This window comes from Granulosicoccus sp. 3-233 (assembly GCF_052681095.1).
On record NZ_JBQYLE010000030.1, the window covers coordinates 1 to 11,646 of the forward strand.

Annotated in this window: 11 protein-coding genes; 1 reads left to right on the top strand and 10 read right to left on the bottom strand. The window is 56.1% G+C overall.

From position 1 onward, the window contains the following. Positions 1-291: 291 nt before the first annotated feature. From ACUNV4_RS29905 to trhA, 9 genes are all read right to left on the bottom strand, one after another. Positions 292-1,617 (bottom strand): hypothetical protein, encoded by a 1,326-nt coding sequence (locus ACUNV4_RS29905; RefSeq protein WP_430882344.1) that lies wholly within the window; start codon positions 1,615-1,617, stop codon positions 292-294. Positions 1,618-1,733: 116 nt separating this feature from the next. Next, a complete protein-coding gene (locus tag ACUNV4_RS29910) occupies positions 1,734-2,579 on the bottom strand; it encodes a sugar phosphate isomerase/epimerase family protein (RefSeq protein ID WP_430882345.1) in 846 nt (281 codons plus the stop codon). Continuing rightward, a complete protein-coding gene (locus ACUNV4_RS29915; RefSeq protein WP_430882346.1) occupies positions 2,576-4,117 on the bottom strand; it encodes a tripartite tricarboxylate transporter permease in 1,542 nt (513 codons plus the stop codon). The genes ACUNV4_RS29910 and ACUNV4_RS29915 overlap by 4 nt, the downstream gene beginning before the upstream one ends. Beyond that, positions 4,114-4,530: a tripartite tricarboxylate transporter TctB family protein gene (locus ACUNV4_RS29920; protein WP_430882347.1), complete on the bottom strand. Its 417-nt coding sequence runs from the start codon at positions 4,528-4,530 to the stop codon at positions 4,114-4,116. Before ACUNV4_RS29920 ends, ACUNV4_RS29915 begins: the two co-directional genes overlap by 4 nt. Positions 4,531-4,746: 216 nt before the next feature. Then, complete coding sequence (locus ACUNV4_RS29925; protein WP_430882348.1) at positions 4,747-5,757, bottom strand: Bug family tripartite tricarboxylate transporter substrate binding protein; 1,011 nt, start codon at positions 5,755-5,757, stop codon at positions 4,747-4,749. Between the two features lie 109 nt (positions 5,758-5,866). After that, positions 5,867-6,925, bottom strand: a complete 1,059-nt coding sequence (locus ACUNV4_RS29930) for a dihydrodipicolinate synthase family protein (protein ID WP_430882349.1) — start codon at positions 6,923-6,925, stop codon at positions 5,867-5,869. A 4-nt stretch (positions 6,926-6,929) separates the two neighbouring features. After that, positions 6,930-7,967, bottom strand: a complete 1,038-nt coding sequence (locus tag ACUNV4_RS29935; protein ID WP_430882350.1) for an NAD-dependent epimerase/dehydratase family protein — start codon at positions 7,965-7,967, stop codon at positions 6,930-6,932. Positions 7,968-8,059: 92 nt separating this feature from the next. Then, positions 8,060-8,677 (bottom strand): TetR family transcriptional regulator, encoded by a 618-nt coding sequence (locus ACUNV4_RS29940; protein WP_430882351.1) that lies wholly within the window; start codon positions 8,675-8,677, stop codon positions 8,060-8,062. Positions 8,678-8,823: 146 nt separating this feature from the next. Then, positions 8,824-9,450: a PAQR family membrane homeostasis protein TrhA gene (gene trhA, locus ACUNV4_RS29945; RefSeq protein WP_430882352.1), complete on the bottom strand. Its 627-nt coding sequence runs from the start codon at positions 9,448-9,450 to the stop codon at positions 8,824-8,826. A 342-nt stretch (positions 9,451-9,792) separates the two neighbouring features. Here trhA and ACUNV4_RS29950 point away from each other — a divergent pair, with 342 nt between their 5' ends. After that, complete coding sequence (locus ACUNV4_RS29950) at positions 9,793-10,683, top strand: alpha/beta hydrolase (RefSeq protein WP_430882353.1); 891 nt, start codon at positions 9,793-9,795, stop codon at positions 10,681-10,683. Between the two features lie 766 nt (positions 10,684-11,449). On the opposite strand, the gene ACUNV4_RS29955 is transcribed toward ACUNV4_RS29950, so the two are convergent. Further along, on the bottom strand, positions 11,450-11,646 hold a 197-nt coding region (locus tag ACUNV4_RS29955), incomplete at its 5' end, for a hypothetical protein (RefSeq protein ID WP_430882354.1).

Sequence of the window (11,646 nt, forward strand, 5' to 3'; positions counted from 1 at the left end):
TGCTCAAAAACGCAGGAGCGTTTTTGCATCAGCGCGTTGTTGGCGCTGACCCCGAAGGGGTGAGGGCAGGGACTGCCTGGGCGGCCCCGCCCGAATAAAGTAGGTCATCGCCGGGTTTTATTCACGTCCATCAAGGCCGTCCCCCAGGGGACGGCCTTTTTGCTTTCCAGCTTTGGAAAATGCTTTCAAAGTGCGCTGATTTGGAATCACTGTCAGGCACAGAAAGCGCTGTCACATGTCCGGAAAAGCGCTCTCACATCTCCGGTAAAGTGTGTTCTCCATACCGACTCACTAACTGTCGAAACTATCGAGATTCTCCCAGTCCGGTGGTGTGAATACGCCGAACCCGGGTTGATCGAGTGCACAGATGTCGATATTGCCGCCAGCGATACGTAGTCTGGCAGCTCCATCCTGTGCGGTTTCATAAAGTCCAGGGTAATCCTGCAGATAACGCTGTTGTTCCGTGATCGGCGTCGAACCGAAACCGTCTACAAAATGATGACCGTTCCGTTCGACATGTTCCACGCCGATGAAAGCCGCCAATGCGGAATCCTGTTGGACAGAAACTCCCGGTTGCGTCGATAGATCTTCGGCAGTCATGAAGCATCGTTTCGCGCCGCTCTGTGAGTTCCAGTGCTCAACGCGGGCGGCATTGAGAATCGATCGATAAACGCCCTTGCAGGATTTTGACGACATGCCGGTATAACCGAGTGCCCGGGCGACAGGGAAGATCCCGATGTGAGAATCCGACTCGTCAACTGCCAGAGGTTTTCGCCTGGCGATCGCGTGTACCGGCTCCTCGAGGGCTCGATCACGTGCAATGGGTTGTTCGATATACAGCGTCGCACGCCATAGGCGTTGGAGAGTGGGTTCGGCCTCGATGGCATCGAACAATCGCCCGACTTCATCGGCATCCGAGAACAGTTCGTTGCCATCAAGGCTTACTCGATAATAGCCGGCTTGAGTGTCCAGCAGGTTGGCGATGATTTGCAGTCTGCTGATCGCGGCATCTATATCAGAGCCGACCTTGATCTTGAAAAAACGCACGCCATAGCGCTCGATGATGGCGTCGAGACTCTGAGGTAAACCGTCATCGAGAGGCTCGGTGATAGCGGTGGAAAGAATCGGATCGATCATGCCGACGGTGTGTCTCACGGCAAGACTGCAAGGAGCAGTTCTCGTGGTCAGAAATCCGGTGAGGTCCGTACCGTGAAGATCCGGAGTTGTTGACGTGTCCATGCCAGGCAGATTACTTCGCATGGCGTCATAAAACGACAGATTTGCCGAACGACATATCGCATCCAGAATTGCCCGATCGAGCAAGGCGGCACCATAGGACGCTATCAGTCCGCCGCTGCCTTCCTCGGCGCAGCTACGATACAAGGCTGCAGCGCACATGGCATGCAGAGAGAATGCATTCGGGCTCAGGCCGGCGTTGATGTACAAGGATGCTGCGATACGTAGTGCGGAACGCAATTGACTGAAATTATCTTCATTGCTCAGAGCCGGATTCTTGTCAAACCACTTGGGCGAGAGCAATTCAGCTGAAAACCCGACTTCCTGACGTCCATTGATCTGGATTGTCACTCGCACAAAGACCTGAGGTGCAGCTCGCAATGTTGCCGCTCCAAACCGGAATGGCATCCTGAATGTCACGGGGCGCTCGGCAAATTCCACACGGAGTACCTGCACAGCAGGTGCGTGACTGCCGACTGGTTCGGTTCGAACAACATTCACTGGACATGACTCCGTAGAGCGCTGTCATGCAACGCCTTCATGGTACCGATGGACCGTGCGGCGACCGCACGACCGTCGGGTACGTAATCGAACGGCTCGACGCCGACCCATCCCTCGTATCTGCAAGCTACCAGGGCTTCAATGATGGGCAGGAAATCCAGCTCGCCCTGGCCTGGACCTCGCAGGTTGGGGTCATTGACGTGCACATGGCGTATGAGGTCTTTTCCCAGATATTCTTTCAGTACATCAGCCAATGCTTGTGTTTCGGCCTTTGCTCCGGAGCAGCAGTCGAGCATCGTCGCGAAGGCGGGCGATGCAATATTCTCGGCAATTGCTGCGGCCTCTGCGACGGTGTTTACAAATTGCGTCTGATCACTGGAAAGAGGTTCCAGAAGATATTCAACACCTGCTTTTCGGGCTTCTTCTGCAGCGAATGCCAGTGTCTCCAATGCAGAGGCGCGTCCAGCTTCGGATGAGTCGCTCATCAGGATCCGTTGCTGAGGCGAGCCGTGAATCAGATAACCTCCGCCGAGTTCGGCACACAGTCTGATCAGCCCCGAAATGACTTCACGGGTTCGACGCCGTACATCGGCATCGCTGTCCGTGATGGATAGTCCTGCGGGGCAGACCAACAACCAATGCAGCCCTGATACCTGAAGACCTTCTGCTTCGATCTTTCGCCGGATGTCCCTGATCTGTTGCGCGTTCATGTCATGCGGGGCATTTTCATCGAGTGTAAACGGCGCAATCTCAAGACCATCGTAATCAAGAGCCGAGGCGAAACGCGCCTGCTCGGCCAGTGACAGTTCTCGAATTACCTCATTGCACAATGCAAATTTCACGAGTTTGGCTCCTCCGGCGATCTCTTGCGGTTGGGCCGCATCTTCGATAACACGCGTCCGACGGAGTGACGAACAAGCGGAAAGGCATTGAGCAGCATCAACAGGCAGGCAAGAGCCAGAAACGCGGATATCGGTCGAGTCACGAAATCCAGCGCATTGCCTTCCGAGAGCGTCATGCCGCGCCTGAAGCTCTTGTCCAGCAAGTTACCGAGTACGATACCCAGTACCAGCGGTGCGAGTGGGTATTTCATTTCCCTCAAGGCGAATCCGAACACACCGAAAGCGAGCATCACGTAGACGTCGAACAGACGCCCTGCAATTGCATAAGAGCCAATGGTGCACAAGGTAAAGATGATCGGCATCAGAAACGCTCGTGGAATCGTCAGCACTCGCAACAGGGGGCGTGTGACGGCGAGGCCGATCACCAACATGGCCATCATTGCCATTGCAACCATGGCAACGACCTCGAATACAAAGGCCGGTGACTCGATCATGATCATTGGCCCCGGCCGAATGCCGTGGATGAACATGGCGGCAAGCAGCACTGCAGCAGGTGCAGAACCCGGTACTGCCAATGTCAGTACCGGAATGATTGCACCGGGTACCGCCGCGTTATTGCCTGTTTCTGCAGCCAATAGTCCATCGAGTGAGCCCTTGCCGAACTGCTCTCTCTGTCGACTGGCGCGTCGCGCCGCTGCATAGGACATCCAGGATCCCATGTCTTCTCCAACCCCGGGCAACAAGCCCATGAAGGTTCCGATCAGACCGGAACGAGCGATCGTTCGCTTGTAAGGCCAAAGATCCTTGAATCGCGGCAGTATTCGGTCGGAGGCGTCAACGATGCTCTGAAAGCCGCGTGCTTTCATCACGGTCAGCAGTTCGGCAAATCCGAACGCGCCAACCAGAGCGGGTAGCAGGCCAATGCCACCGGCAAGGTCAGACGAGCCGTAGGAAAATCGCTGGTAGGAGTAGATGCCTTCCTGTCCGATCATGGCGACAAGCACGCCGAGAAAACCAGCGATCCAGCCCTTGATCGAATCTCCGGTTGTCGTCAGTTGACCCGAGACGAGTATGCCAAAGAGAGCCAGCCAGAAGAACTCGTAGGAGCCGAATGACAGGGCAAAGTCGCCTAGTACCGGAGCCACCAATGCCAACGCCAGCATACCGATGAGCCCACCGACGAAGGAGCCGGCCGTTGCCACGCCCATCGCCCGGCCTGCCAGGCCCGAACGTGCAAGGGGAAATCCGTCCAGTGCGGTGGCGGCATTGGCCGGTGTGCCGGGGATATTCAGAAGAATGGCCGAACGCGAGCCTCCGTAGATCGCACCGACGTACATGCAGATCAGAATGAGGATGGCTTGTGTGCCATCCATCTTGAAGGTCAACGTGGTAAGCAGTGCAATACCCAGAGTGGCCGTGAGCCCGGGCAAGGATCCGACCAGAATGCCGAGAGAGGTCGCCCATATGACGCTGAACAACATGACCGGTTGGGTCATGAAGCCGATCAACGCATCAAGGAAGTAGCCGAGTCCGCTCATGGAAGGCGTACCAGAAAGATGTCTTCGAATACCCAGGTTATTGTGACAGATGCTGCTGCAGCGACGCCAAATGCCAATGCTACTCGAGCAGGAGAAAGCGTCTTGCTACCTGTTTCAATCGCGCGATCCTCGCGATCGAACAACAGGATGAAAACGAAAATGAAGATGAAAGCGGCGATGGCGAATGGAATACGCCCGACAAGCATGCCTGCGAATATCACACATAATACAAGTACGGTAAGTACACGACGCCAAGCTCCGTTTCTCGCTGTGGCTGACGCTGCAGAACCGGGTGTCTTGCGAGAGCGAAAGAACAGGACACCGCCCATGATGGCAATCAACAGACCCACCATGCCAGGGACGATCCCGGGTGCTGACCAGATGTTTGCACCGAACTCGGACATTCTCGGCATACGCCAGGATTCGATTGCCACCCCGATTCCCAGGACCACGAGCAGAAGCGCAGTGATGCGATCTGCCCGAGCCGAAGGGGAGCTCTGCTCTGGGAGCGGGTTCTCCGGATCTACGGAGTCATCGTTTGTAGACGTCGTCATTTGAGCGGCCTTGGGTCAGATACGGTGGCCCGAACGGACCGGTTGGCAGGCCCGGTCCGTGTATGAGCTCCTGGGTCAGGGGCGCTCGATTCCGAGCGTTGCAGGATCGATCTTGGCCTTGCCACCATCAAACAGCAAATAGGCATTCATGCTGACTGCTGGCTTGACCCGCTCCTGCGCATCGGCGCCAAAGTAGGGTGAAAAGACAGCCCCTCTGTCTGCAGCATAGTCCTGCAGTGCCTGGCTGGTGGAAATGGAATCAGACCAGACACGGTCCAGGGCCTGAACAACTTCCTCAGGGGCCGAGCCAGGGACAAAGACGCCGAAATAGTTGGGTGCAGTCGGTACGCCGTCGATGAAGTCGGAGATGGGCGGAATGGTGTCGACGCCAGCCAGCTCAAGCGGTTTATCGTTCAGAACCGCCAAAGGTCGAATGCGTCCAGCTCGGATCATTTCGGCCTGCTCAACGGCAGTTTGTGTGGTAGCCACTGTCTCACCGGATACCGTGGCAATGACTGCCGGGTTTCCACCATCGTAGGTGACGTGCTTGTAGTCACCACCAGCGGCTTCCTTCAGTGCTTCCATCGCGTTATGTCCTGCGGAGCTCAGTCCGGCTGTGGCGACTTTCACCGAACTGGGATCGTTCTTCATTGCGTCGAGAAAATCTTCCATCGTCTTGAATGGGGAGTCGACGTTGACGCCAACAACACTGACATTGGCAACTGTCAGATACAGATTCCAGTCTTCAATGCTGGTATCGAGCATGTCCAGTACCTTGTAGGTGCCCAGATCCTGCGCGGCCCCGGCAGTCCAGGTATAGCCGTCTGGTTCGGACTCGAGTGCGCTTTTCGAACCGATGGACCCGGACGCTCCCGGTTGATTCTGTACGACGACCGTGCCGCCGAGTGCCGCTTCGAGTTCGCCGGCCACAACCCGCGTGACCTGGTCAGTCGACCCACCTGCCGACCACGGAACAATAATGGTAATGGGTCTCTCCGGCATCCATTCGGCTGCCGTCACCGGCGCTGTAACAGCTTGTGCAAGTCCTGCTGCCATCAGTAGTCGGCCAATCGTCTTGAGTCTCATCGCATCGCTCTCCTCATTGTGTGGAACTGTTTGATTTACAGTCTTCCATGGAATGCAGCATGGACACCCCTGCGGGGGCAGTATCCTTGCTGATTTTCTCCTGTCAGTTTCATCCGTCGAGCCATCGACCGAGATTGGCGGCCACGAAAGCATCGTCGGTCAGATGGGGGTAATCGCGTGAAACGCGAGTGATTTCCTCCGCCTGCCCCGGCGAAAGAGTCTCGTGCTTGTCCAGGCACCAGATTCCATCGAGCAGTCCCTGTCGTCGAAGGATCTCGTGGCAACCCGCAATGACCCCTCGGAAATCGTTAGGCACATCGAAAACGGCATTGTTCATGTCAGTCAATTGCGCATCGACGGCAAGCAGCTCAAGCGGTACCGCATCGGCTTTTGCAGCTTCACGACAGCGTTTGTGCAGGTCGACTGCAGCCTGCGTCCATACCGACCACTGGCCAAGCAGACCGCCCTTGATTCGCACGGAAACATCCTCACCGTCGCGTTGAAATACGAATGGCAGTAGTAGATCAGCCACGATGTGGTCGTCATTGCCGGTGTATAAAGTGACGCGTTTCTCGGCTCTCGCTTCGACGACGCCACGTACGACATCAACCGTGCGATGCCGATGGAAGGGGGCAATCTTGATCGCCACAACCGATGGTATCGAGGCCAGCTTGCGCCAGAAGTCGACGGACAGCACGCGTCCGCCGACGGCAGGTTGCAGATAGAATCCGACGACAGGTAACACTTCGCCGATTTGCGCTGCGTGTGCAAGCAATTCTGCTTCCGATGCATCACGAAATGGTGCTGGACTTACCAGAGCTGCCTGGTAGCCAAGTGAGGCAGCTGTGTGCGCTTCAGCGATTGCCTGCGCCGTTTTACCGGCGACACCGGCAATCATGGCCAGTGGTCGATCACCGTATTCTTCAGCTGTCGTCGCGGCCAGTTCCAGAACACGCTCATACAAGCCAGCTTCACGTATGGCGAACTGGGTGGTGTGGACCCCGACGGCGAGTCCGCCACTACCTGCTTCCACGTAGTAGCGAGTCAAGGCACGCTGGCGCCGCTCGTCCAGTTGCCGCCCGACATCAAGAGCAAGAGGGTGTGCGGGAATTGCCAGACCTTCGGCGAGGTGTTCGCGGATCGAGTCGATTCTGGTGTCCAATGTCATCCCCTCAATACTTCCCGTCACGGGCTTCGAAGTGCGTTGGCTTCGAAAGAGACTTGCGACCGTTGCCGATCCAGTCTGCGGTCCAGTCGATCATGTCGTCAAGGGTAATGGAAGGGGTTCCGAAGAGCCTGTGTGCCATGCCTGCATCATTGAGCCAGGCGGTCTTTGCCTCCTTTCCAGTGATGGTTACCGGTTTGCCGAAGCGATCAGCAAATGCTCTGGCAAGGTCTCGGACCGCAATGACCGACGCACCAGTGACATTCATAGGGGTCGTTGGTGAAGTGGCGTGCACCAGCGCCCTTAACGCCCAGGCGTTTGCATCTCGCTGCCAGAACACCGTGACATGTCCCATCGAGACGTCCACTGGTTCTTCGTGGAAGACTTTCATGGCGATGTCATGCAGCACGCCGTAGCGCATGTCGATGGCATAATTGAGTCTGAAGAGCCGACCTGCAGTATTGTGGACGACACTCATATGCTCGAACATGCGTTCCCGTGCGACACAGGACCAGGCATAGTCTCCGGGTGGGGGCGTTGGCGGGACATCTTCGGTCGGTCCTTGCTGTGCGTCCACTGGCCAGAAGGGGTAGACGCAACCGGTGGAAAAAGCGACGATCCGAGAATGCCGATACCGCTCGGCTACCAGCGCGGGGCAGAGAGAATTCATTGCCCATGTCAGATGTTCGGCACCCGATGAGCCGAACTTGCGTCCTGCCATGAAGATCACATTTGGCGCATCAGGCAAGGCAGCTACAGCCTCCCGGTCAAGCAGATCTGCAGTGATAGTGGAGATGCCGTCGCGCTCCAACTGCGCTTTGATCGACTGATCGGAAAAACGGGCAACGGCAATGATGCGGCGATCGCCTCCGCTTCGGCGTGCAAGCCGACACAGGCTGGGGCCCATCTTGCCTGCTGCACCCAGCACGATGATGTCGCCAGGAACACGCGTCAGATCGGCTACAAGTGCATCGTCGGGAGTCGAAAGAGCATCTTCGAGAGCCTGCTCGTCGGCAAACGGACCATGGCCTGCATTGATCGACATACCATGTTCCTCAGCCGCTAAGTAACCAGTGGGTTATCTTAGGCGTGCTTTTCGGATGCTGTCAAGCAGGTGTTTGGAAAGGCTGAACGGTTTCACGTGCGTAGATAGGCTGTGATTGCTGCTACGGTTTCATCACAACGCGCGTCGATTGCGCGTTTGGAAGACACATCCTGCTCGAAGATAACTGTCAGGGTGTGACGGTTTGACAGGTGAAAAAAGCACAGGGAGCTGATCATGATGTAGAGCTGAGCTGCATCGATCTTCCGGGTGAAGACACCCTCGGAATGTCCTCTGGCCAGCACGCCTTCGAGTAGGTGTATCAGCGGTGAGTGCATCTGCTGGATCCGCGTTGATTTCTTCAGGTGTTCTGCCTTGTGCATGTTCTCGATGTTCACGAGCAGAACAAAGTCAGGGTGCTCCACCAGGTGACGGAAATTGAATCGAACCAACTCCTGCATCGCATCTTCAGCCGACAGACCTGCCAGATCGAGTTGTTGCTCGCCGGCACGCAGCCGTGCGTAGGCTGCTTCGAGCACGGCGAGCCAGAGCCCCTCCTTGCTCTCGAAGTAGTGATACAGCATTCGCTTGTTCAATGAAGCTCGGTCAGCAATCTTGTTGACACTGGCACCTGCATAGCCATGCAGCAGGAACTCTTCGGTTGCTGCATCGAGTATCGCAGCCTTGCTTCGCTCAGCACTTCGCGTCGCCACTCGGCTCGCCTCCGGATGAATCATCAATTGAAATGGTAGTGCATCTCGATGAGCTGTGATACCGCAGCCATGGTGCTCGGCGTTGCAACGATATTCTCGTTGACAGGTTTGACTGCAGTGATTGCTGATCGAGCCGTCGGTGCTGTTTACCGAACATATCCGGCAATCGAAATGAAATGGCTGAAGGAGCCGAGCAGAACAAACAGATGCCAGATACCGTGTGCATGTTGCAACTTGTTGTATTCATCAAGAACATAGAAGACGACACCTCCCATGTACGAAATGCCACCGATTATCAGCCAGCGCATGCCAGGGGCAGGAACGTTCGCTTCCAGGCTTGAATAGAAGAACACGCAGAACCAGCCCATTGCGAGATAGATGGATAACTGCAGCCATTCGATACGCTTCTTGATCAGAATATCCAACACCAGGCCGATGGCTGCGAGAAGCCAGATAATGAGAAGAGGAGCAAGCCCGTGGTCTTCTCGCAATGAAACCAGGAGAAAGGGCGTGTAGGTGCCAGCAATCAGCAGGTATATCGCAACGTGATCCAGTTTCTGAAACAGCCTTTTCAGTCTGTCCGAGCTGAAGCTGTGATACATCGTCGACATGCTGTACAGCAGAATCAGCGTCAAACCGAAAACGATGAAGCTGATGATCAGAAAGGGGTCATGTGATTGAATGCTGATGGTCAGTAGCGCACCGAAACCTATCAGAGCCAGAACGGCTCCTACCAGATGACTGATACTGTTCAGTTTTTCGCCGTAGTACATGCAGCTCTTTGTGCGTAGGTCGTCTGGTCTGAAAAAAGGGAGGTGAATGAAAGAACCTCCTGGGGTAGCCTGCGGCTTGACGTGCAGTTGCGGCATGACGCTACACCTGTTGCCAGAGCTACAGTACACAGGAACCTCTTGTCGTGGCAATCGTCAGGCTGTAAGGACTTGCTGCCGGGTGATATGCAATGCGTTGGCCAGGCGCTGTCGACAATCACCCGATATGTGTCCGGGATCAGGCCGTTACTGCCTGGCGCATGTCGTGCAGGTTTGGCGGGTGTGCAATACGGGACAGGTGCTTCCGATACACTGAACGGCATGGATGCTCCAAAATCGACAATCATGCAGATGAGAACGCGCCTGCCATCGCTGTCTTCCGGGTCTTGCAGGATATGGCTCCTTTGCCTGGTGTTGCTGGGCGTGTCCGTCTCGGCAGGCTGCTCTGTTTTCAGTCCCGTATCCATACTCAATGCATTGGTGCCGTCTTCGGGATACACGCTGCAGAGCGGGGTTGTCCATGGCGATGGTGAACGACAGAAGCTGGATATCTATTTTCCGGTAACGCCGGCCGACCAGACCAGGACCATTGTGTTCGTTTATGGCGGTGCCTGGAGGGACGGCAGCAGAGAGGATTACGAGTTCGTGGGGCAGGCATTGGCAGACGCCGGGCATACCGTCATCATTCCGGACTATCGACTGTATCCTTCGGTGGTTTACCCGGAATTCGTCAATGATATCGTCAGCGCCATCCAGGCCGCCAGAGCGCCTGTCGAGCAACGAAGGGGTGAAGCGCTCGATGAGATAGTTCTGATGGGGCATTCATCCGGGGCGCATACTGCAGCCTTGCTGTCAGCGGACCCGCGGTGGCTGAAGGACAGCCGCATCACGCTTGACGCTCTTGTTGCCATCGCGGGGCCCTATGATCTGCCCCTCGATGACCCTGAAGTGGAGCCTGTTTTCAGCGGCGTGTCGGATGCCAATGAGGTCATCCCAGTTGCCCTCACGACTTCGGAGCATCCGCCGGCTTTACTGATACATGGTGTCGATGACGAACGGGTTCTGCCGTTTCACACGCGACGCTATGCGGCAGCTTTGCAGGCGGCAGATGTTCGGGTGGATGTTCGTTGGCTACAAGATACCGGGCACGTCGGTTCCATCTCCGGCATCGCTTCGCCACTGGATCGTTCGGACCGCAACCGACAGCGCATCATCGATTTTCTGGATAGTCTGTAAACGAGCGTCCGTTAACGGGGCTGGGCGGAAACATCCGGGTTGAAAGCATTATTGAAAGACGGTGATTGTGATGGAACGGTGCTCTGGACGGATTGGTTTCGACGTGAGGGGGTGGGTTTGAAGGATCGGGCGTTTGATGAAAGGTGCAGTATGCTGATCGATGTTGGCGTGATCATTAGTCGATAGTATTGCAAGTATGGAAGTGGCTTGCTCGCCTGAAGCTCGCGGGCTCCTGCCTGGATGACAGTCTGCGTGATCGCCTGACAGGGTGATATGCGAGGTTGGCATTCATCCGGCGACAATTCCTGTCGCGGGCTGGAAGACTCCAGACGGCAGCTTGACGAGTATCAGGACTTCAAGCTTGTTGAGAGAATGAGCCAGATCGGGCAGACGCCAGTGCTTCATGCGCACTGAGAACCTTCGATGAGTTGATTTCGGGAGGCTTGAATCGAGGCCTTGGTTCTTGTCTTTCGCTTGTATCCGTCGGGTTGGTGCGGGGCGTGCGGGGGTGTCGGTTGGCGAGGGCGAATCGGTCCTGTTGCGTCTGATGATTCGAATCAACGTCAATCGGTGTTTCAGGAGGTCAGGCGAGCTGGCAGACTCCTTGCTTTGAGCACCCGCGCACGGAGCCTGCCGTCAGGCAGTCGGAGAGTTAAGTCTGGCCGACGGGGAGGCCGGGTAGAGTACATTGGGATCGGGCTTGCGTCTTCGCTGCCCGGGCTATCATGCCCGTGGCATGAGGGTTTGATTGACTTGTTCCGAATGTTCACGGGAGCATCTCGACGATTCTCAAGTTATTTTTCATCTCCCTGTTGTTTTTTGTCAGAAAGTCCGTAGAATTCGCCTCCTCGCAGCGATGCAGGGACAGCTCTTCGGAGCGGTTCGGTCGGGGCGGGGCGAGGCAGGGAAAAGGTTGAAAATAATTTCCCTGTGTCGAGAAGGACGCGCTAAGATAGGCGGCTC